The 22,908-nt window shown below is 69.0% G+C and carries 17 protein-coding genes; 16 read left to right on the top strand and 1 reads right to left on the bottom strand.

Annotated features, from left to right (window positions below; all coding sequences use genetic code 11):
* Window positions 1-163: 163 nt before the first annotated feature.
* Window positions 164-2,857 (bottom strand): LuxR C-terminal-related transcriptional regulator, encoded by a 2,694-nt coding sequence (locus tag DM992_RS12705; RefSeq protein ID WP_111017071.1) that lies wholly within the window; start codon window positions 2,855-2,857, stop codon window positions 164-166.
* A gap of 249 nt (window positions 2,858-3,106) precedes the next feature.
* Between DM992_RS12705 and DM992_RS12700 the strand changes: the two genes are divergently transcribed.
* The 16 genes from DM992_RS12700 to DM992_RS12630 all read left to right on the top strand — a co-directional run bounded on the left by DM992_RS12700 (window position 3,107) and on the right by DM992_RS12630 (window position 22,712).
* On the top strand, window positions 3,107-4,024 hold the full coding sequence (locus DM992_RS12700; protein ID WP_111017070.1) for a universal stress protein: 918 nt from the start codon (window positions 3,107-3,109) through the stop codon (window positions 4,022-4,024).
* Window positions 4,025-4,042: 18 nt separating this feature from the next.
* Window positions 4,043-5,023, top strand: a complete 981-nt coding sequence (locus tag DM992_RS12695; protein WP_111017069.1) for a quinone oxidoreductase — start codon at window positions 4,043-4,045, stop codon at window positions 5,021-5,023.
* A gap of 10 nt (window positions 5,024-5,033) precedes the next feature.
* Window positions 5,034-5,882 carry a TauD/TfdA family dioxygenase gene (locus DM992_RS12690; protein WP_111017068.1) on the top strand — a complete coding sequence of 283 codons (849 nt, stop codon included), beginning with the start codon at window positions 5,034-5,036 and terminating at the stop codon, window positions 5,880-5,882.
* Window positions 5,883-5,999: 117 nt separating this feature from the next.
* The gene (locus tag DM992_RS12685; protein WP_111017067.1) at window positions 6,000-7,055 is read left to right on the top strand and encodes a 3-keto-5-aminohexanoate cleavage protein; all 1,056 of its coding nucleotides are present in this window, start codon (window positions 6,000-6,002) and stop codon (window positions 7,053-7,055) included.
* 156 nt (window positions 7,056-7,211) lie between these two features.
* Window positions 7,212-8,540, top strand: a complete 1,329-nt coding sequence (locus DM992_RS12680) for an MFS transporter (protein WP_111017066.1) — start codon at window positions 7,212-7,214, stop codon at window positions 8,538-8,540.
* Between the two features lie 17 nt (window positions 8,541-8,557).
* Complete coding sequence (locus DM992_RS12675; RefSeq protein WP_111017065.1) at window positions 8,558-9,121, top strand: alpha/beta hydrolase; 564 nt, start codon at window positions 8,558-8,560, stop codon at window positions 9,119-9,121.
* Window positions 9,122-9,424: 303 nt separating this feature from the next.
* Window positions 9,425-10,600, top strand: coding sequence for an extracellular solute-binding protein (locus DM992_RS12670; protein WP_111017064.1), 1,176 nt, complete (start codon window positions 9,425-9,427; stop codon window positions 10,598-10,600).
* A 49-nt stretch (window positions 10,601-10,649) separates the two neighbouring features.
* Window positions 10,650-11,729 (top strand): ABC transporter ATP-binding protein, encoded by a 1,080-nt coding sequence (locus DM992_RS12665; RefSeq protein ID WP_111017063.1) that lies wholly within the window; start codon window positions 10,650-10,652, stop codon window positions 11,727-11,729.
* 37 nt (window positions 11,730-11,766) lie between these two features.
* Window positions 11,767-12,636 carry a sugar ABC transporter permease gene (locus DM992_RS12660; RefSeq protein ID WP_111017062.1) on the top strand — a complete coding sequence of 290 codons (870 nt, stop codon included), beginning with the start codon at window positions 11,767-11,769 and terminating at the stop codon, window positions 12,634-12,636.
* Complete coding sequence (locus DM992_RS12655; RefSeq protein ID WP_111017061.1) at window positions 12,636-13,559, top strand: ABC transporter permease; 924 nt, start codon at window positions 12,636-12,638, stop codon at window positions 13,557-13,559. The genes DM992_RS12660 and DM992_RS12655 overlap by 1 nt, the downstream gene beginning before the upstream one ends.
* Before the next feature lie 151 nt (window positions 13,560-13,710).
* On the top strand, window positions 13,711-14,148 hold the full coding sequence (locus tag DM992_RS12650) for a hypothetical protein (RefSeq protein WP_111017060.1): 438 nt from the start codon (window positions 13,711-13,713) through the stop codon (window positions 14,146-14,148).
* Window positions 14,149-14,230: 82 nt separating this feature from the next.
* On the top strand, window positions 14,231-14,449 hold the full coding sequence (locus DM992_RS41650; RefSeq protein WP_162631645.1) for a hypothetical protein: 219 nt from the start codon (window positions 14,231-14,233) through the stop codon (window positions 14,447-14,449).
* Window positions 14,450-14,809: 360 nt separating this feature from the next.
* Complete coding sequence (locus DM992_RS12645) at window positions 14,810-15,943, top strand: ABC transporter substrate-binding protein (protein ID WP_239511280.1); 1,134 nt, start codon at window positions 14,810-14,812, stop codon at window positions 15,941-15,943.
* Window positions 15,944-15,988: 45 nt separating this feature from the next.
* Window positions 15,989-19,693, top strand: a complete 3,705-nt coding sequence (locus DM992_RS12640; protein ID WP_111017059.1) for a response regulator — start codon at window positions 15,989-15,991, stop codon at window positions 19,691-19,693.
* A gap of 57 nt (window positions 19,694-19,750) precedes the next feature.
* Window positions 19,751-22,333 (top strand): EAL domain-containing protein, encoded by a 2,583-nt coding sequence (locus DM992_RS12635; RefSeq protein WP_111017058.1) that lies wholly within the window; start codon window positions 19,751-19,753, stop codon window positions 22,331-22,333.
* Window positions 22,334-22,499: 166 nt separating this feature from the next.
* Window positions 22,500-22,712, top strand: a complete 213-nt coding sequence (locus DM992_RS12630; protein ID WP_006497261.1) for a hypothetical protein — start codon at window positions 22,500-22,502, stop codon at window positions 22,710-22,712.
* The last annotated feature ends 196 nt before the right edge of the window (window positions 22,713-22,908 follow it).

Raw genomic sequence — 22,908 nt, 5'->3', positions numbered from 1 at the left:
GTCTGCTCACGCCAATAACGGGCTTGCGAACCTGCGTTTCAGCCCGTCGCCCAAGGGGACTTCCTTTGGGCGCGTGCAAGGAGAGGGGAGGCGCAATGGCCGCAGCAATTGCAACGACGAACGGCGCCGCAATGCGGGTGGAGCAGGTGGTTTCACGCCGACGTCAAGGCGCGTTTTCGAGCAGCCCGAGCACCAGCGCGCGGCGCACTGCATGCTTGCGCGAGCTGGCGTCGAGCTTGCCGAACAGGTTCTTCAGGTGCCACTTCACGGTTTCCTCGCCGACGGCGAGCGCGACCGCGATTTCCTTGTTCGACAGGTTGCGCGCGAGCAGTTCGAGAATCGCGCGCTCCTTGGGTGTCAGCACGACGCTCGGCACCGCGCGCGGGCTGGCCGTGCCGCGCGGCGCGGGCGGCACGATGCGCGGCTGCGGCAGCGCGTGCCGCGCGGTGCCGTCGCCGGCGGCCGCCTCGTCGCCGACGCGGCGCGCCCAGTCGGCAACGGCCGGATGCGCGTCGGCGAGCGTGCGCGTGAGCCCGAACATGTCCGCGAGGTTCATCGCCTCGTCGAGCAGCGCGCGGCCGCCGTGCCCCGACTGTTCGAGTGCGAACGCGCTGAGCGCCATGATCTCGATGCGCTCGCGCCCCATGCTCATTTCGCGGGCCAGCACGGCCGCTTCGTCGAGCGCCGCGCACGCGTCGTCCCAGCGGCGCGCGGCGAGCGCCGCACCCGCATGCGCGGTCGCCTGCAGCAGCACGACGGGACGCCGCCACAGCGCCCCGTGCGACGGAAACTCGGCCGCGGCGATCGCGTCGATCCGCTCGACGAGCGCATGGCAGGTCGCCTCGCGATAGCGCGCGGCATGAATCCGCACCTGCTCGGCGAGACTCGCGACCGACAGGCGCGGCAGCCGGCGCGCGACGCCCATCGCGTCGAGCGCCTCGAGCAGGTCGATCGCGCGGTGCTCGACGCCGCGCAGCAGCGCGATGCGCGCGGCGGTGCAATAGCCGAGCAGCACGGTGTCGGGCGTGCCCGCGTGTTCGAGCACGTCGAGCCGGTTCGCGAGCAGCGCGGCGGCCTGGTCGACGCGGTCGGCCTCGTACGCGATCGCCGCGCACATCGCCGCGAGCATGCAGGTCAGCGGATGGCGGCGGCCGAGATCGGCTTCCGCGCGCGCCAGCGCCGGCGACAGCGCGTCGTCCGCGAGCCGGATCTGGCCTTCGCGCAGGTAGCTCAGGCCGGTGATCAGCTCGCCCCAGCGCGCGACGTAGCCGAACCCGGCCGCCGTCTCGCTGCGCGGCGCGGCCTGCTGGAAGCGGCGCGCCTGCGCCGGTTCGCCGCCGATGATCGCGCGCGCCGACAGCCGGTTCGCGTGCATCTGCGCGAGCCACGTCGCCGCCGGCGGCGTGAAGTCGGCCCACGGTTCGAACAGTTCGACGAAGCGATCGATTTCGTCGGCGTAATACGCGGCCGCGCTGAGAATCAGCGCGCATTCGTAGCGCATCGCGGCCGGCGTGCCGGGGTCGGCCAGGATGCCCGCGATCTGGCGCTGCGCCTCGACATGGCGCTCGCCGAGCGCCAGTGCCCAGGCGACCGCGATCCGCAGCGTCGGGCGCTTGTCGAGCTCCGCGTCGGGCAGCAGCGCGAGCCAGTCGAGCACGTCGTTGATGCGGCCCTGCTTGATCGCATCCTCGAGGCAGCGCTGCGCGAGCGCGTACGCGGCCTCGACCTGGCCGGCCGCATACGCGTGGCGCGCGGCTTCCTCGGTCATCCCGTGCGCGTCGAGCCAGGCAGCCGCGCGCGCATGCAGCACGCTGCGCTCGGCGTCAGGGCCCGCGGCCAGGCGGTCGCGCAGCGTGTCGCGCACGAGCGGATGCAGCCGGCACCAGTCCGAATCGTCCGATGCAATGAACAGCGGCGTGTCGCGCGCGAGCCGCGCGAGCCGGTCGGGCGCGCCCGCATCGTCGAGCAGCGCGGCGCACAGCGACGGATGCAGCCGATCGGCGACGCTCGTGCGCGTCAGGAACGCGGTGTCGTCGGCCGACAGGTTCGCGAGCAGCAGCTCGACGAGCCGGTCGCGCGTGCCGTCCACGCGCGCGGCGAGCGCGTCGACCGCCTGGCGCGGATCGGCCGAGCGCGCCATCGCGGCCATCGCGAGCTGCAGCCCGAGCGGCCAGCCGTCGACGCGTTCGAACAGCCGCGCGCACGCATCGGCGTCGACGCGCTGCGCGAAGCGCGCACCGACCAGCGCGATCGTCTCGTCGAGCGTGAAGCGCAGCCAGTCGGGGCCCGCGAGCGTGCATTGCCCGCCGGCGAGCAGGTCGCCGGCCGCATGATCGAGCCCGCGCCGCGCCGCGACGACCACATGCAGGTTTTGCGGCGCGTTGTGCAGCACGTAGGTCAGCGCGTCGAGGCCGGCGGCCGGCAGCCGCTCCGCGTCGTCGACGATCAGCAGCGCGTCGATCGACAGTTGCGCGACCTCGGCCAGCCACGCGGTCAGGCCGTCCAGCGCGCGGGCCGCGCCTCCAGGGATCAGGCGTCCGAAGCCGGGCCGCGCGCAGCCGGTGCGCACCGCCTGCACGAGCCCTTGCAGCAGCCGCGGCGCGTCGTCGCGCTCGTCGGCCGACAGCCACACGACCGCGCGGCCGAGCGCGAGGTATTCGCGGCGCCATTGCGCGAGCAGCGACGTCTTGCCGTAGCCGGCCGGCGCCTGCACGAGCGTGACCGGACGGCTGTCGAAAGCCGGCGCGGCGAGGCTCAGCCGCGCACGGGCGAGCAACTGCGCCGGCACGCGCGGCGCGGTCGTCTTCAGGACCAGTTCGGTGGGGGGCGCGTCGGCGCGATCGGGTGGGTGGGCCATCGGGGCAGCAGTCGGAATCCGGCGGTGCCGTGCGGGCCAGCGTCCGGGGTGGGCGTGGGGCAAGGATCGGTCGAACCGCGTTCGCGCGTCAATCCCCCCCGCGACGAGTGGGGCCGCACCGGCGCCGTGCCGATAGCATGGGTTCCGATGCATGACGAATGACGAACGCCACGAGGAGGGCACCCATGAAGATCGATTCGACCGGCGCGCGGCGCAGCGCGCCGACCGCCGGATAAGCGGAGCGGCGCGATGTACCGCCATCTGCTCGTGATGGTCGACGGCGCGCCCGGCGGCATCGACGCGATCGGCCATGCGCTCGAACTGGCGCGCGCGGTCGGCGCGCGGGTCACGTTCGTGCTGCCCGGCACCGCGCCGGACTCGCGTTTATCCGGAGCGCGGCTGCCGGAACACGGTGCGAAAGTGGAAGCCGCCGCACGGGCGCAGGGCTTGTCTCATGCGATCGCGGGGGCCGGCCACCCGGCGGCCGGCGACGCATCGCCCGGCGCGCTTGCCGGCGAGCTCGGCTGCGACCTGATCTGCGTCGCGGCGCTGCCGAACGATGCCGATACGGCAACCTGCGCTCGTCGCCAGCACCTGCTCGCGACGAGCGGCGTGCCGGTGCTCGTATGCACGTCGCAGCGTTCGCCGGCCGAGGCGCGCGTGATGGCGCGCTGCCTCGATGCGCATCGCGCGGTCGGCGTGCTGCTGCAAGCGCTGATGGCGTGCGGCGAAGCCGCGAACGGGCCGCAGCGGCAAGCAGTCGGTGCGCAAGGTGTGCTGGCGTCGCTCGCCGCGCTGCAGCACGCGCGCTTCGGCAGCCGTGCCGAAGCGCGGCTATTCGCGGCATTGCGCGCCCGTGCGGAGTGTGTCGCGGCCGAACTGGACGAACTCGACCGCCAGCGGCAGCGCGACGCTCAAGCGCTCGACGCACTGGCGCGGATCGCCGAAGGCGGACTGCCGTCGGCCGCGTTCGACATGGCGCTCGCGCGTTATGCGCACGGCGCGTTCGAGCAGATGGGGCGGATGGAAGGCGTGATTTTCCCGGCCGCGCGGCGCTACCTGGGCGACGCCGACTGGGCCGAACTGGACGAGCCGCAGGCGGGCGGCGCAGCCGCGACGCCGCCGGGCGCGAACGAACCCGACGATGCGCGACGCGCATCCGACTGACACCATACGGAGAACAAGATGGCACATGCAGTGCGATTCCACGAAACCGGCGGCCCCGACGTGCTGCGCTGGGAAGAAGTCGGCGTCGGCGACCCGGGCCCCGGCCAGGTGCGCCTGCGGCACGAGGCGGTCGGCCTGAACTTCGCCGATACCTATTTCCGCAGCGGCCTGTATCCGGTGCCGCTGCCGTCCGGCATCGGCGTCGAGGCGGCCGGCGTGGTCGAGGCCGTCGGCGCCGGCGTGACGAACGTGGCCGCCGGCGATCGCGTGACCTACACGGGCTTCGTCAACACGCTCGGCGCGTACAGCACCGAACGGCTGATCCCGGCCGCGCCGCTGATCCGGCTGCCGGACGGCATCGCGTGCGACACCGCCGCGGCGATGACGATGCGCGGTCTGACGTCCGCCTACCTGCTGCGCCGCATCCACGCGTTCGCGCCGGGCGACACGCTGCTGCTGCACGCGGCCGCCGGCGGCGTCGGGCTGATCGTGTCGCAATGGGCGAAGCTGCTCGGGCTCAAGGTGATCGGCACCGTGTCCAGCGCACGCAAGGCCGACATTGCCCGTGCGCACGGCTGCGACCATACGATCGACTACAGCCGCGACGATGTCGCACAACGCGTGCGCGAACTGACGGACGGCGCCGGTGTCGACGTCGTGTTCGACAGCGTCGGCAAGGACACTTTCGAAGGCTCGCTCGATTCGCTGAAGCGGCGCGGGCTGATGGTGTGCGTCGGCACCGCGTCGGGACCGATCCCGCCGTTCGATCCGCAGCGCCTCGCGATGAAGGGCTCGCTGTACCTGACGCGCCCGGCACTGGCCGACTACATCGCCGACCCGGCCGAGAAGAACGACCTGGCCGGCGAACTGTTCGCGCATGTCGCGGCCGGCCGCATCCGGATCGAGATCAACCAGCGCTATGCGCTGCAGGACGCCGCGCAGGCGCACCGCGATCTCGAATCGCGCAGGACGACCGGTTCGTCCGTGTTCATCGTCTGAGGAGACGCGCATGCGAGTCGAACCCCTGACCTGCGCGATCGGCGCGGAACTGCTGGATGTGAGCCTCGCCGACGCCGTGCACGACGACGGCCTGTTCGCCGAGATCCGCGCGCAGCTGCTCCGGCATCGCGTGCTGTTCCTGCGCGACCAGGACATCACGCGCGCCGAGCACGTCGCGTTCGCGCGGCGCTTCGGCGAACTCGAGGATCATCCGGTCGCCGGCAGCGATCCCGAGCACCCGGGGCTCGTGCGGATCTACAAGTCGCCCGACCAGCCGAACGACCGCTACGAGAATGCGTGGCACAGCGATGCGAGCTGGCGCGTGGCGCCGCCGTTCGGCTGCGTGCTGCGCTGCATCGAAGGTCCGCCGGTCGGCGGCGACACGATGTGGGCGAACATGGTGCTCGCGTACGAGCGCCTGCCGGAACACGTGAAGCAGCAGATCGACGGGCTGCGCGCGCGCCACAGCATCGAGGCGAGCTTCGGCGCGGCGATGCCGATCGACAAGCGCCTCGCGCTGAAGGCGCAGTATCCGGACGCCGAGCATCCGGTCGTGCGCACGCATCCCGAAACCGGCGAGAAGGTGCTGTACGTGAATGCATTCACGACGCATTTCACGAACTTCCACACACCGCAGCGCGTGCGCTTCGGGCAGGACGCGAACCCCGGCGCCGGCCAGTTGCTGCAATACCTGATCTGCCAGGCCTACATCCCCGAATACCAGGTGCGCTGGCGCTGGAAGAAAAACAGCGTCGCGATCTGGGACAACCGCAGCACCCAGCATTACGCGGTGATGGACTACCCGCCGTGCGTGCGCAAGATGGAGCGCGCGGGCATCGTCGGCGACGTGCCGTTCTGAGCGCGCCCGCCCCCTAACCGATTCGCAACCCCACACAACGCGCCGGGCCCGCCGCCCGGCGCGGCGGGATACGCACGCCCGTACGCCCGAATACAACGATTTCCACTGGAGGACGACATGCAATTTCTCGACGATTCGCTGCACCCGGAAAACCAGGACAAGGTAGTCATCACGGTCGCGCCGTACGGCCCCGAATGGATGCCCGCCGATTTTCCGGAAGACATTCCGGTGACGATGGACGAGCACGTGCAGAAGGCCGTCGACTGCTACAACGCGGGCGCGACGGTGCTGCACCTGCACGTGCGCGAGCTCGACGGCAAGGGCAGCAAGCGGCTGTCGAAGTTCAACGAGCTGCTCGGCCGGCTGCGCGACGCGGTGCCCGACATGATCCTGCAGGTGGGCGGCTCGATCTCGTTCGCGCCGGAAGGCGACGGCGCGGAAGCGAAATGGCTGTCCGACGACACGCGGCACATGCTCGCCGAGCTGAGCCCGAAGCCCGACCAGGTGACGGTCGCGATCAACACCGTGCAGATGAACATCACCGAGTTGATGAACCGCAACGACATCGCCGGCACGTCGCTGAACGAAACCGCGTTGTGGGACGCGTACCGCGAGATGACCGTGCCGGCCGGCCCCGGCTGGGTCGACGAACACCTGCGCCGCCTGCAGGCGGCCGGCATCCAGCCGCATTTCCAGCTCACCGGCATGCACGCGCTCGAAACGCTCGAACGGATCATCCGCCGCGGCGTCTATCGCGGCCCGCTGAACGTCACGTGGGTCGGCATCGGCGGCGGCTTCGACGGCCCGAATCCGTACAACTTCATGGAATTCGTGCGGCGCTGCCCGGACGGTGCATGCATCACGCTCGAATCGCTGATGAAGAACGTGTTGCCGATCAACACGATCGCAATGGCGCTGGGCCTGCATCCGCGCTGCGGGATCGAGGACACGATCATCGACCAGAAGGGCAACCGGATGATGTCGGTGCAGCAGGTCGAGCAGTGCGCGCGAATCGCGCGCGAACTCGGCCGCGACATCGCGACCGGCAAGGAAGCGAAGGCGATCTACCGGATCGGCGTGCAGTACGACGGTATCGACGAAACGCTCGCGCAGCTCGGGATGGCGCCGAACCGCCGGCCGGGCCAGGTGAGCGTGCCGCTGCGCGCGGCCTGACGCGCCGCGCATCCGGGCGGCCCGCGAGCGCCGCCCGCCGATCGATGTGGTGCGGCACCCACCCTCGCGCAGCGCGCGAGGCAAGCTCCGACGAACGGGGCGGGGCCGCGCAAGCCGCGCTGGCGCGTTGCCGCACCGGTGCCGGAGGAGACACGCATGTTGATTCATCATGTCGAGCCGTCGCTGCAGGACCTGACGGCCACCGAGCGGCGCGCGCCTGCGTACGCGTGGCTCGTGTTCGGGCTGACCGTCGGCCTGCTGCTGTCGGATTACATGTCGCGGCAGGTGCTCAACGCAGTGTTTCCGCTGCTCAAGCACGCGTGGAATCTGTCGGACACGCAGCTCGGTTCGCTATCCGGCGTCGTCGCGTTGCTGGTCGGCCTGCTGACGTTTCCGCTGTCGGTGCTTGCCGACCGCTTCGGGCGCGTGCGCAGCATCGTGCTGATGGCCGCGTTGTGGAGCGTCGCGACGCTCGGCTGCGCGCTGTCGACCAACTACGCCGAGATGCTCGCGGCGCGCGGCCTCGTCGGGCTCGGCGAAGCCGCGTACGGCAGCGTCGGCGTCGCGCTGATCCTCAGCATCTTTCCGGCCCGCCTGCGCGCGACGCTGACCGGCGCGTTCATGGCCGGCGGCGCGTTCGGCTCCGTGTTCGGGATGGCGCTCGGCGGGCTGGTCGGCGCGCATCTCGGCTGGCGCTGGTCGTTCGGCGTGATGGCCGCGCTCGGCATCGTGCTGCTTGTCGCGTATCGCTGCGTGGTGACCGAACGGCGCCTCGCCGCGTGCCGCGTCGAGCCGTGCCGGCGCAATGCCGACGCGCCGCGCGACCTGCGCGGCAGCGTGCGTGCGCTGATGTCAGGGCTGTTCGCGTCGCGTTCGGTGATCTGCGCGTATCTCGGCAGCGGGCTGCACCTGTTCGTGCCGGGCGCGCTGTTCGCGTGGCTGCCGAGCTACCTGAACCGCTACTACGCGATGGCGCCCGACCGTGCCGCCGTGCTCGCGGCCGGCTTCGTGCTGCTCGCGGGCGTCGGGATGGTCGGCTGCGGCATCGTCACCGACCGCGTCGGCCGCACCGACGGTTCGTGCAAATGGCTGACCGCGATCGCGTACTGCGTGCTGACGGGCGCCTGCCTCGCGGTCGCGTTCCGGCTGCCGCCCGGGCCGCTGCAGCTCGCGCTGATTTGCGCGGGCATGCTGGTCGGCGCGGGCGCGTCCGGCGCATCGGGCGCGATGGTCGCGAACCTGACGCCGGCCGCGATCCATGCATCGGCATTCGCGACGCTCACGCTCGCCAACAACCTGCTCGGCATGGCGCCGGGCCCGCTGCTGACGGGCTGGGTCGCCGATCGCGCCGGGCTGGTCGTTGCACTGCAATGGATTCCCGTCGTGCCGCTCGCGGCCGCCGTGCTGTTCGCGATCGGACGCGCGAGCTACGCGGCCGATCTCGTGCGCGTCGAACGCGAACGGCGCGCGACACACCTTTCCTGAACCCACCCGGAGGCTGCATGACCCTGGCGACCACGCCCACCATCCTGATCGTGCCCGGCTTGCGCGATCACGTCGAAGACCACTGGCAGACGCACCTCGAACGGCGCCTGCCGAACGCACGCTCCGTCGCGCCGCTGGAAGCCGACAAACTGAGCCGCGCCGCGCGCGTCGCGGCGCTGGCCGCGATCGACGGCCCCGTGATTCTCGTCGCGCACAGCGCGGGCGTGATGATCGTCGTGCACTGGGCACGGCAGGCCACGCGTGAGATCCACGGCGCGCTGCTCGCGGCGCCGGCCGATCTCGATACGCCGATGCCCGACGGCTATCCAACCCCGGAAGCGATCGATGCGCACGGCTGGACGCCCGTGCCGACCGCACGGCTGCCGTTCCCGAGCATCGTCGCCGCGAGCCGCAACGATCCGCTCGCGTGCTTCGAACGCGTCGAGGCGCTGGCGGCCGGGTGGGGCAGCCGGCTCGTCGATCTCGGCGAGGTCGGGCACCTGAACCCGGCATCCGGGTATGGGGAGTGGCGTGACGCGGAACGGCTGATTGGCGATGTGGCACCCGTCGGCACAACCTGAGTACCGATCCGCAACGCAGCGGCCCGATCCGGTTCCGGCGCGCCCCCGTCACCGTCGGGCGGCCGCGCCGCCCCGAACCGATTCCATTTCTCCGCTTGCTGATATACGACGTCCTAACACACCGCACAATCGACGCCGCGACGTTCCCAAAAATCGGTCGGCACACAGATCGTCAACCAGCGGAAGGTTTTTGTCAGGGAAAGTCCCGCCCCGCGCATCATGGTTTTTTGTTGACCGACATCGTATAACGCCGTCATGATTTCCCGAAAGAAAGGTCCCATCCACCGACCGAAGCGAGGAGACATGAACACAACCACGATCGCGCGCCGTGCCCGCCGGATTGCCGTCGCGCTGGGCTTCACGCTGACGGCGGCAGGGGCCGCGACGGCCGTTGCCGCGCCCGTGTCGCTGAATATCGTCGACGTCGCGGGCAACCTGCAGCTCACGCAGAAGGCCATCGAAGCCTTCAGGGAAAAGAACCCGAACCTCGTATCGAACGTCACGTTCACGAATGCGCCGGCGCCGCAGTTGCCGGGCAAGATCAAGGCGATGCAGGCGGCCGGACGCTCCGACATCGATCTCGTGCTGACGGGCACCGACGCGCTGGCCGCCGGCATCGAACAGAACCTGTGGCAGAAACTGCTGCCCGACGACGCAGCCGCGTTCCCCGGCGTGCTCGACAAGTACGCGCCCGGCCCGCGCAGGATGCAGGATCTCGCGCAGGGCTTCGGCCTCGCCGTCACCTACATGCCGGCCGGCCCGCTGCTCGAATACAACCCGGCGAAGGTGAGCAACCCGCCGAAGACGCCCGACCAGCTGCTCGCGTGGTGCAAGGCGCACCCGAACAAGCTGATCTACGCGCGCCCGGCGAATTCGGGCCCCGGCCGCACGTTCCTGATGGGGCTGCCGTACGTGCTCGGCGACAAGAACCCGCAGGACCCGATCAACGGCTGGGACAAGACCTGGGCGTTCCTGAAGGCGTTGAACGACTGCGTCCCGTACTACCCGGGCGGCACGTCGGCCGTGATGAAGGAGCTCGGCGAGGGCACCCGCGACATGACCGTGACCGTTACCGGCTGGGACCTCAACCCGCGCGCGCTCGGCATCGTGCCGGCCGAGTTCCGGGTCCAGGCGTTCGACAACATGACGTGGGTCAACGACGCGCACTACATGGTGATCCCGAAGGGCGTGCCGAAGGAAAAGCTCGACGTGCTGTTCAAGCTGATGAACTTCCTGCTCGAACCGGCGCAGCAGGCGATGACCTACGACGACGGCTATTTCTATCCGGGCCCGGCGGTGAAGGGCGTGACGCTCGAGATGGCGCCCGCGCACAGCCAGGAGGTGATCCGCAAGTTCGGCCGCCCCGAATACGCGAAGCTGCTCGCCGATCGTCCGCACGTGCAGCCGCTCAGCGCGCAGGCGATGGTCGCCGCGTTCCAGAAGTGGGATCGCGAGATCGGTTCGCAGAAGTCGAAGTGACGCTTGAACCGGCGGGCGCCGCGGCGCCCGCGTGCCTGGAGTTTGCGTAATGAAGCACAGTTTCGAACGCTTGCGGCTCGACGGCGTGTGCCGCAGCTTCACCAATGCGGAGGGCGCGCAGGTCGCCGCGCTGAACGGGCTCGACCTCGAGATCCGGCGCGGCGAGTTCATCGCGCTGCTCGGCCCGTCGGGCTGCGGCAAGTCGACCGCGCTGAACTGCATCGCGGGGCTGCAGCCGCTCACGAGCGGCGGCATCTGGCTCGACGACACGCGCATCGACGTGCTGCCGCCCGAGCGCCGCGGCTTCGGCATGGTGTTCCAGAACTACGCGCTGTTTCCGCACATGTCGGTGCTCGACAACGTTGGCTTCGGCCTCAAGATGCGCGGCATGGCGAAGCAGGAAACACGGCGGCGCGCGCAGCAGGCGCTCGAACTCGTGCAGCTCGTCGGCCATGAGGGCAAGCTGCCCGGGCAGCTGTCGGGCGGGCAGCAGCAGCGCGTCGCGATCGCGCGCGCGATCGTCATCGAGCCGCCGCTGGTGCTGATGGACGAGCCGCTGTCGAACCTCGACACGAAGCTGCGCATCGAGATGCGCGCCGAGATCCGCCGCATTCACACGCAGCTCGAACGCGCGACGATCTACGTGACGCACGACCAGGACGAGGCGCTGTCGATGGCCGACCGCATCGTCGTGATGAAGGAGGGCGTGGTGCAGCAGGTCGCGTCGCCGAAGGACGTCTACACGCGCCCGCGCAACCTGCATGTCGCGCGCTTCATGGGTTATCGCAACGTGCTGCCGTTCACGCTCGAAGGGATGGCCGGCGACTGCGTGAACGTCGCCGCCGGCGGCGTGCGCCTGACGGGCGTGCCGATGGCCGGCTTCGACGCGAAGGACGTCGTGGTCGCGCTGCGTCCCGACGACATCGAGCGCGCGGACGACGCCGGCGACAACGCGTTCGACGCGACGGTCGAAACGGTCGAATACGGCGGCCGCGATTCGCTGATTCGCGCGATAGCGCCGTTCGGTTCGATCTGGGCGCGCGTCGCCGGCGAATTCTCGGAAGGCGAACGGTTGCGGCTGCGCGTCGCGCCGTCGCGCACGCTCGTCTATGCGGGAGACGCGACATGAGCAGCCCGACCGCAGCGCCGTCCCGCCGGGAGGCTGCATGAGTGCGCTCGCGGCCGGCACGCCGCGCGACGCGAAGGCCTGGCTCGTCACGCCCGCGCTCGGGTTCATCGTCGCGCTGTTCATCTATCCGTTCGCATACGGCCTCGTGCTGTCGTTCCAGCCGACGAACGGCGGCGGTGCGCTCGCGAACTACGTGCAGTTCTTCACCGATACCGCGATGTGGCCGACCGTGCTCGTCACGCTGAAGCTCGCGGTGCCGGCCACGCTGATCAACGTCGGCGTGTCGGTGCCCGTCGCGTTCGCGCTGCGCCGCCATTCGCCGTACCAGAAGTTCGTCACGACGCTGCTCGTGATTCCCGTCACGCTCGGCACGGTGCTCGTCGCCGACGGGATGCTCACGTACTTCGGGCCGAACGGCTGGTTCCCGCAGGCGCTGCAGGGGCTGCACCTGTACACCGACGAAGTGCGCCTCACGCACAACTACTGGGGCGTGCTGCTGTCGCTGATCGTGTCGGGCTTTCCGTTCGCATTCCTGCTGATGCTGTCGTACATCAGCGGCATCGACCCGACGCTCGCGCGCGCGGCCGCGACGCTCGGCGCGAACCCGTGGCAGCAGTTCCGGCAGATCTACCTGCCGCTGCTCGTGCCGGGGCTCACGATGGCCGCGTGCCTGTCGTTCGTGCAGGCGTTCTCGGTGTTCCCGTCGGCCGTGCTGCTCGGCGCGCCGGCCGGGCCGACGCGCGTGATCTCGATCGCGGCGGCCGAGGCCGCGTTCGAGAGTTACGACTATTCGCTCGCGTCGGCGATCGCGATCGTGATGGGCTTCGTGCAGTTGCTGGTGGTCGCATCGATGCTCGGCGCGCGCCGCTTCTTCTATACGGGACCGGTGACGGGGGGCAAGGGCTGATGGCGACCGACAATCGTGCCGCGCCGGCCTGGCCGCCGAAGCAGGGCTCGCCCGATGCACGGCCCGTCAATGCGAGGCAACCGCAAAAGATGAGAAGCAACCTCGCCGGCCGTGCGTGGAAGGCGCTCGTCTGGGGGCTGATGGCGTTCTTCCTGCTGAACGTGATGCTGCTGATCGCGACCGTCGCGGTGAACTCGGTCGCGACACGCTGGTTCGGCACGCCGCTGCCGCAGGGCTTCACGCTGCACTGGTATGCGAAGGCGTGGGAGGACTTCCAGCTCGCGAGCGTGCTGTGGGTGACCGTCGAGGTCGTCGGCGCGGTCGTGCTGCTGTCGATCGCGCTCGGCGTGCCGGCCGCCTATGCGCTCGCGCGCGTGCAGTTTCGCGGCAAGCGCTTCGCGCTGCTGGTGTTCCTGCTGCCGCTGATGGTGCCGCCCGTCACGTACGGGATTCCGATGGCGACCGTGATGTACAAGACGGGGCTCGCGGGCACGCTGTCGGGCGTGATCCTCGCGAACCTCGTGCCGGCGCTGCCGTTCGTGATCCTCGTGATGACGCCGTTCATCGAACAGATCGATCCGAATCTCGAAGCCGCCGCGCGCATCTTCGGCGCGAATACGTGGCGCTATTTCCGCTACGTGCTGCTGCCGCTGCTCGTGCCGGGCATGCTCGCGGCGGGGCTGCTCGTGCTGGTGCGCACGATCGGGATGTTCGAGCTGACGTTCTTCACCGCGGGCCCGAGCACGCAGACGCTCGTCGTCGCGCTGTATTACGCGGTGTTCTCGACCGGCGTGCGCGCGCCGCAGTCGATCGACGCGATGGCGATGATCTATATGGCCATCACGCTCGTGTGGGTCGTGATCGCACTGCAGTTCGTGAGCCCGACGCAGCTCGTCAGCCGCGTGAAGCAGGAGCGGCGGTAGGCACGGGCGCAGCAGCGGGGCGATCGCGTCCGTGCAATTGGTTACAAATGGATACCGCGAACGATACGAGGACGTTGCAGACTACGCGGCATACCGGCCCGGCGAACGTGTTCCCGCGCGCCACCCGACGTTCAACCGACAACGGATATCCATGAAGTTTCAAACGCTGCTGACACTCGGCTGTGCCTCGACGCTGCTGGCCGCCTGCAACCTGCTCCACGACGGTCCCGGATCGAACGACGTCGACGCGGCGGTGCGCCGCGCGCTCGAAGCGGAAAACCACGGCGGCCTGAACGCGCTGTTCGGCCAGCCGCTGCCGGTGTCGGCCGATGTCGTGTCGGCGAAGCCGGACGGCGACTGCAAGAAGCTCGGCGATCGCACGTATTCGTGCGACGTCGTCGTTACGTGGCGCAATGCCGATTACTCGCCGTCGCGCGCGAACCTGACCTTCGTGAAGGCCGCCGACGGTTCGTGGCAGACCTCGGGCGTCGACGCGGCGCTCGCGACCGGCACCGCGAAATCGCTGATCGACCAGATCGGCAAGGCGTGGCCCGGCAATGCGGCCAGCGGCGCGTCGGCGCCGAAGTGACGCCGCCGCGGCGTCGTTCGCAGTCTGTTCCGGCGCGCCGCGGACTCCGGTTTAACCATCCGACGATCAGGACATCCGCGCCGTGCAGGCGAGCTTCCCGCCGCATTGCGGGTCGCGGGCCGGTTCCGTTTTCGAATCGGGACCGGATCGCGCCGCCGCAACGCGCATTCATCGCGATTCGAATAAGCGAATTCAAGAAAAAGAATGGCGAATTAAAAATCAAATCGAAATTCTGAAAGCAAAACAAAATGCAATCTCCGCGCGACAACGTTCCGCGCGTGAAGTGCAGTGCCGTCGATAATCCGCGTTTAATCGCCCTCCGGCTTGCAGTCGTATTTGATGCAATCTATATATATGACTAATTGCTTCGTACCGCGTCGGTAATCCGGCATGCGGCGGGCATGGCCGGATCAAGAAACCGGGGGCGGAAGGGGAACCCAGCATGGGCAATGGCGTGTCTGCCGCAGGAATGTGTTCTGGTACCCGGTTTCCGCATGTATTGCACGCGCTTGCCCGTGCCGGCCGCCGGCCGTTTGCACCGATCGTTCGATCGCCGAGCCCGCGCGGCCCGGGATGGACGGCGCCTTCCGTCGGGCCTGAACACGGCCTCGCGGTCTGCCGGCATGCGCGAAGCGCGGCGTTGTGCCGGACACTGACGCTAATGGCCTGCGTTGCCGCGATGACCGGCCCCGGCGCCTGCGTCGCGGCGGAGCCCGGCGTGACCGACGGCACGATCCGCCTCGGGATGGTCAACGCGCAATCGGGCAATTCGGCTGGCCTCGGGCGCGGGCTGCTGACGGGCGCGCAAGCGGTGTTCGACGACGTGAACGCGCGCGGCGGCGTGCATGGCAGGAAGATCGACCTCGTGGTCGGCGACGATCGCTACGAACCCGACAGGACCGTCGACGGCACGCTGGAGATGATCGAACGGGGCAATGTGTTCGCGCTGTTCGGCTATGTCGGCACGCCGACGACCACTGCGGTGCTGCCGATCATCCGGGAGGCCGGCATTCCGCTCGTCGGCCCGTTCACCGGCGCGATGGCGCTGCGCAAGCCGGTCGTGCCGGAGGTCTTCAACATCCGCGCCAGCTATGAAGACGAGACCCGCGCGCTGGTCGACCATTTCATCGCGCACGACGGCGCGAAACGGTTCGCGGTGTTCTATCAGGACGACGGCTTCGGGCTCGCGGTGCTGGCGGGCACGCGGCTGGCGCTGCAGCGCCATGGCCTGGACGTCGTCGCGACCGGCACGTTCCGCCGCGGAACCACGGCGGTCGACACGGGCCTCGCGTCGCTGCTGGACGGCCAGCCGGATGTCGTCGTCATGGCCGGCCCCTATACGCCGATTGCCGCGTTCATTCGCGCGGCGAGTCGCGAAGGCCTGAAGGCCCGGCTCGCGTCGGTATCGTTCGTCGGCACCGACGACCTGCTGCGCCTGATCGGCGACGAAGGGGACGGCATGCTGATCTCGCAGGTCGTGCCGCTTCCCCAGAGCGACCGGGACGTGATCCGCGACTGCGCACGGCTGATCGAGCGGCGCTTTCCGGGAGAACACGCGGGCGTGGTGCACATCGAGGGCTGCATCGACGCGAAGATCATGCTGATCGGCCTCGAGCGCGCCGGCCCGTCGCCGACCCGGGCGGCGCTGAAGCAGGCGCTCGAATCGATCCGGCATCTCGACCTGGGCGGCCTGGTCGCCGATCTGGGCACGGACAATCACCAGGCGCTGAATGCGGTGTTCCTCTCGAAAATCGCGCACGGCCGCATCACGCCCGTGGACGCGCCGGCCAGATAACCAGCCGGATGGCCGCGCGCGGGCCGTCCCGATCCCGGAGGCTGCATGGACATCAAGGCCAAGCTTGTCACCGGCACCAGCCTGATGCTGCTGGGTGCGCTGGCGATTTCCGCGACCAGCCTGATCGCGGTGCATGGCATTGCGTCCGGCGTGAGCACGCTGACGACGGAATCGCTGCCGCTGCAGGTGCGCAGCAACGAACTCCAGCGCGCGTATGCGGAGCTCGCGGTGGATTTCGGCCGGCTCGAACAGGCGCAGGACGCGTCCGAGCAGGAGCGCTCGACGGCGGAGATCGAAACGCAATTGCAGCGGATTGCGGCCATCACGGCCGCCGTGCGCGCGATCGACGGGCACGGCGTCGACGCGCCGTCCACCGACCTGCGCACGATGCTGCGCTCGATGAGCGAAGGCGTCGGCCAGCGTCTGCGGGACGATGCGCGGTTGGGCGCCGAAACCCGTCTGATCGAGCGCGTCCAGGCACGGGGCGACGCATTTCTGGGCACGATCCGCGCCGAAACCGAACGGCTGGACAATCAGGCCAGCGCGGCGGTGAGCGACGCGCTGGCGGCCAACACCGCCTACAACCGGACGATTCACGCGCTCGACCAGGTTCGCATGAACGTCAAGGACATCGTCAGCGTTGCCGATCATGTCGACGCCGCGCCAAGCCGATACCGGCTCGCTCCGCTGCGGGAGCGCATGCAGGCGGCCATCGGCGGTGCGCGCAATGCGCTGGCGATCGCGGCGCCGAACCTCGAGGCCGCCACGACGCAGGACGTCGCGAATGCGCTCGGGCGCGTGGCGGCCGACATCCTCGACGGCAACGACAGCCTTGTCGCGCTGCGCGGCAGGATGTTCGTGGAGCCGTCCGTCGCGACGCGCTACCACGCGAGGGAGGACAAGATCCTGCAGTCCCTCGATGCACTGGATACGAAGCTGGCGGAAATCGCCGACCCGTTCGCGCTGCGGATCGTCAAGGCGCGAAAGCGTCTCGACGAAACGATCGCGTTCCAGCGGCAAGCGGCCCGGATCAGGTATCTGTCGACCGTCGTCAACGGCGGCATCAAGGAACTGGCGGCCGACCTTCGCATGGTCGCGCAAAGCAAAAGCACGGAGCATCTGAAGCGTGCCGACGCCGATGCACGGGAGAATATCGGCAAGCTCGCCGCCGCCGCGAGTGCGCTGCGCGATGCGCTCGTCGCGAGCGGGCAGCGCGAGTCGAGCCGCGCGCAGGATGTGGTTCCGCTGGCCGCGGAACTGGCCGGATCCGCACGCCGCATCCTCGCAGTGCAGTCGAACATATTGTCCAACGACGCGAACATGCAGCGCATCATCGCGGACGTGGAGACGACCGCGAATCGCCTCGCGGCCTATACGGAACAGGAGGCCGTGCGCGTCGATCTGCAGCAGCGCAGCATCGTGTCGCAGGTCAATCGCGCGGTGACGAGCGCCATCGCGATGATCGTCGCCGTGTCGTATTTGCTCGCGATCGGCAGCCTCGTGATCAGTCATCGCCTCGGCACGTCGATCTCCCGTCCGCTGGGGAATCTGACGCGCACCATGGCCCGCATCCGCAGCGGCAGCGACCTGTCCCTGCGCATGTCCCACAAGGGCCGCGACGAAGTCGCGACCCTGATCGCCGGCTTCAACACGATGCTCGACGAAATCGAGCGTCGCGACATCGACCTGCAGGCTGCGATCGCCGCGGCCGAAACCGCGAATTCGGCGAAATCGGAATTTCTCGCGAGGATGAGTCACGAGATCCGCACGCCGATGAACGGCGTGCTGGGCATGACCGAGCTGCTGCAACGCACGCGCCTGACGTCGAAGCAGCGCAAGTTCGTCGACACCGTGTATCGATCCGGCCAGACGCTGCTGATCATCATCGACGACATACTCGATTTTTCGAAGATCGAGGCCGGCAAGCTGACGCTGGAGCGCATCGATTTCAACCTGCATCAATTGCTCGACGATGTCGTCGCGCTGCTGGAGCCCAATGCGCAGCGCAAGGAACTTGCGCTGGTGTTCCGCAAGGCGGATACCGTGCCGCAATGGATGCGCGGCGACCCGGTCCGGCTGCGCCAGATCCTGACGAACCTGATCGGCAATGCGATCAAGTTCACCGAACGCGGGCAGGTCGAGCTGGCCGTGTCGTATACGGACGACGGCCGCGTCGTGTTCGCGATCGCCGACAGCGGCATCGGCATCGCGCCGGACGTCGCCGCGCAGTTGTTCCGGCCGTTCCAGCAGGCCGACAGCTCGACCGCGCGCAAATACGGCGGAACCGGGCTGGGGCTCGTGATTTCCCGCCAGCTGGCCGAGATGATGGGCGGCACGCTCACGCTCGAATCGACGCCCGGCAAGGGCTCGGTGTTCACCGTGACCGTGCGGCTCGAGCCGGTGTCGGGCGTGGTCGACGTCGCGGCGGGCGCAAGGTCGTCGCTGGCGGGATTGAAGGTGCTGATCGTGGACGACAGCGAGACCGATCGCAGCGTGCTCGTCGAACATGCGATCGAATGGCAGCTGTGCGTCGCGACGGCCATCGGCGGCGACGATGCGCTGTCGCAGTTGCGGGCGGCCGTCGCCGACGGGGCGCCGTTCGATCTGGCCATCGTCGACGTGCGGATGCCGGGCATGGACGGCATCTCGCTCGTGCAGCACATCCGCCACGACCCGTCGCTGCGTGCGCTCAGGATCGTCACGCTGACCGCGTTCGAGATGATGGACAGCATCCAGGTCGCGCGCGAACTCGACATCGACGCCCGGCTGACGAAGCCGCTCCATGGCGCGGAGCTTTATACGGCCATCGCATCGGCGATGCATATGAGGCCGCCGCCGCTGCCGTTGGCCGCGCCGGTGTCCGACGAAGCCGGGCCGGACGCGGCGCTGCAGCCCGACGCCGAATCGGCGCGCGTGCTGCTGGTCGAGGACAACGTGGTCAACCAGCAGATCGCGCTGGCGATGCTGGAGGACACCGGCTATCGGGTGGCCGTGGCCGAAGACGGCCGGCAGGCGCTGAAGATGCTGGCGGAAGACGCGTTCGACGTGGTCCTGATGGATTGCCAGATGCCGCTGCTGGACGGCTTCGAGGCGACGCGGCGGCTGCGTCGGCACGAAGCGGAAACCGGTGCGCCGCGTCTGCCGGTCATCGCGTTGACGGCCAATGCGCTCAGCGGCGACCGGGAGCGCTGCCTGGCCGCCGGCATGGACGACTACCTGGGAAAACCGTTCCGTCGCGATGCGCTGCTGCAGATGCTCGCGCGCCATGCCCGCGGCACGGCGTCCGGGCCGGCCATCACGAGCGGCGACGCGGGAACCCGGGCGGGCGTCGAAGCGGCTACCGAAGCGGGCGTCGAAGCGGGCGCGGCAGCCATCCCCGATCCGGACGTCGACGCGAACGTGATCGACCGCAAGGCGCTCGACGCATTGCGCGCGCTCCAGCGGCCGGGCCGCCCCGATATCCTGACCCGCATCATCGATCAGTTCACGCTGGATGCGCCGCGGCTGATCCGCGACATGCGCGCGGCCGTCGAAGCGGGCGATGCCGATGCGCTGAGGCTGGCCGCCCATACGCTGAAATCGAGCAGTGCGAACGTCGGCGCGCACGTGCTGTCGGCCCGCTGCAAGGCGATCGAGCAGCTGGCGCGCGCCGCCGACGTCGCCGCGGCAGCCGGCCTCGTCGCCGGCACGGACGCCGAATTCGGGCACGCGCAGGCCGCATTGACGGCGGAACGCATGGTAGAGGGTTGAGCGGCCGCCGGACGATCGCGGTGGCGATCGCGGCGGGCCGAAAACAGGAGAACGGACGTGAACGAGGAAAATGCCGATGCGCCGGTGATTCTGATCGTCGATGACGATGCGATGACGCGCCTGCTGGTCGTGGAGACCCTCGAACCGGAGGGTTTTCGCGTCGAGGAAGCGACCGGGCCGCAGGAGGGCATCGACGCGTTCCTGCGTCATCGTCCCGCCGTGGTGCTGCTCGACGTCGAGATGCCCGGCGGCGACGGCTTCGCGTGCTGCCGCCGGCTGCGCGCGCTGCCGGAAGGCCGCCGCGTGCCGATCGTCATGCTCACGGGCAACGACGACGACGCATCGATCGCCAGTGCCTTCGACGCCGGCGCGACCGATTTCGTCTCCAAGCCGATGCGCTGGAAGCTGCTCGGCTACCGGATCCGCTACCTGCTGCGCGCCGCCGCGACGCTCGAAAAGCTCGCGACCACCGAGATCAGCCTGACGCATGCGCAGGCGCTCGCGCATCTGGGCAACTGGGAGTATCAGGCCGGCCGGACCGACGGCAGCTGGTCGCCGGAGCTGTTCCGCATCCTCGGCCTCGACCCCGAGCGCACGCCGCCGACCTTCGATCGGCTGCTGCAAGCCGTTCCGGTCGACGAGCAGCCGCTTTTGATCCAGTCGTTCACGAGCCTGCGCACCGAGGGCGCCCCGTTCTCGCTAGAGCATCGGCTGATTCACCCGGACGGCACCGAGCGCCACGTGCTGCACCAGGCGGAGGCGGGGCGCGACCTGAATCACGCGATCATCCTGCGCGGCATCGTGCAGGACATCACCGAGCGCAAGATGCAGCAGGGGCGCATCGAATACCTCGCCAACCACGATGCGCTGACCGGCCTGCCGAATCGCAACCTGCTGAGCGACCGCATGGAGCAGGCGATGTCGCAGGCGCGGCGCACCGGACACCTGGTCGCGGTGATGGTGCTCGACCTGGACCGCTTCAAGCACATCAACGACACTTTCGGCCATTCGGTCGGCGACGGCCTGCTGCGGGCCGTCTCGGCCCGGCTCAAGGCTTCCGTGCGGGACGGCGACACGGTCGCGCGGCTCGGCGGCGACGAGTTCGTGGTGATGCTGGTCAACCTGTCGACCGCGACGGATGCGGACGCGGTCGCCCGCAAGGTCCTGGGCACCTTCGGCGCGCCGTTCGTGCTCGACGGACACGACCTGCACGTGACGACGAGCATCGGCGTCAGCGTCTGTCCGACCGACGGCGCCGACGCGGAGACGCTGCTGAAGACGGCCGACGCCGCGCTGTATTGCGCGAAGGAACGCGGGCGAAACGGCTACAGTTTCTATACGCGCGAGCTGGGCGCCCGCGTGGAGGAGCAGGCCGAACTCGAAAACGCGCTGCACGAGGCCGTCGCGAACGGCGAACTGGAGCTGTACTACCAGCCGAAGGTCGACCTGAAGACCGGCCAGATCAGCGGCGTCGAGGCGCTGATTCGCTGGCGCCGCCCCGGCATCGGCGTGATCCCGCCCGACCGCTTCATCCCGATCGCCGAGGAAACCGGGCTGATTCTGCCGATCGGCGAATGGGTGCTGCGCACGGCCTGCGCGCAGGCCGTCGCGTGGCGCCAGGACGGGCATCCGCCGCTACGGATCGCCGTCAATCTGTCGGCCCGCCAGTTCCGGCAGCAGAACATGGCCGACGTGGTGCGCAGGACGCTGCGGGATACCGGCCTGGAACCGGCCTGGCTCGAACTCGAGCTGACCGAAAGCGTGCTGATGCAGGACTGCAACGCGATCGCGCACACGCTGCGCGAACTGAAGGCGCTCGGCGTCGTGCTGTCGCTGGACGACTTCGGCACCGGCTATTCCAGCTTGTCGTACCTGAAGGACCTGCCCATCGATGTCGTGAAGATCGACAAGTCGTTCCTGAGCGACGTCACCACGAGCGCGGAAGGCGCGTCGCTGACGCGCTCGATCATCGCGATGGCGGAGTCGCTGCACATGGAGACGGTGGCCGAGGGCGTGGAGACGGAAGCGCAGCTTTCGTTCCTGAACCGGCACCGCTGCCATTCGATGCAGGGCTATTACTTCAGCCATCCGGTCACCGGCGAGGAAATTGCCGGCATGCTCTCCGCCGGCTCGGAGCTTCCCGAGCATTGCCGGCAGCGCGAGCTGCTGCACCGGACGCTGCTGCTGGTCGACCACGACCCGGCCGTCCTGCAGACGCTCAGGCAGGCGCTGGGCCGCGACGGCTACGAGGTGCTCGGCACGACCGATCCCGCCGAAGCGCTCGACCTGCTCGCGCAACATCGCGTCGGCGTGATCGTGTCGGACTTCCGCATGCCGAGCCTGTCCGGGATCGACCTGTTGCAGCGCGTCAAGGCGCTTTATCCGGACATCGTGCGCATCCTGCTGTCCGGCCATGGCGAAGGGCAGTCGATCGCCGCCACGCCCGGCGACGGATCGGTCCAGAAGCTGCTGATCAAACCGTGGGACGTCGCGCTGCTGCGCCAGCACATTGCCGAGTCGTTCAAGCGCTTCGAGCGCAGCACGTTGCACAACCGGATCGGCCTCGACGCCGCCCGCATCGGCATGCGCCCGTCCTCCGTCAGGCCCGTCGAAGCGGCCGACCCCCGCGATCGCGCTTGAGCGACGCCGCGACGCGCGCGCATCCCGCCCGGTGCCCGGGCGCGAACTGGCAGGCGAAACGGCGACGAAAAAGGGGACGATCACGGTGATCCGCGGCATGGGTCCGGCGATATAGGGAAAACCCTTATCTCGGGGTATAATCGCTGGCTGAGAGAAAGGTCGAACCATGCCAGAACGTTTCCAAACCCTTGAAAAATTTGTGTTTTCCCTCGTCGTGATGTCCGCGGTCGTGTGCTCGGCATTCCTCGCGTACGAGCGTCACCCCGAGATCAAGATCGCGCTGCACGAAGGCGAAGCGCTGATGCGCGAGAGCGCCAAGTACTCGGTCATCTGCTCGCCGTCCAAGGTCGATCCTTGCGTCGAGATGTCCGCTTACTGAAATCCGCGTCGGGCGCGGCGTGCCGAGCGGTGCGCTGCAGCCGAAACGGACGTCTTTCATGATTCGTCCCGTTCGGTTTCAGACCGGCCCTACAGCGTTGGCGGTTCGAATTCCCTGAGGTAGTGTCCATCAGGCGTTCAGAAACCGGCCGCAAGACAGGGCGGATGCACGAACCCGTCACGTGCCGAGTCGCTGG

Source organism: Burkholderia sp. JP2-270 (assembly GCF_003233675.1).
GTDB lineage: Bacteria > Pseudomonadota > Gammaproteobacteria > Burkholderiales > Burkholderiaceae > Burkholderia > Burkholderia pyrrocinia_C.
Note: the sequence above shows the minus strand (reverse complement) of the source record. Positions and strands in the feature narration are given on the sequence as shown.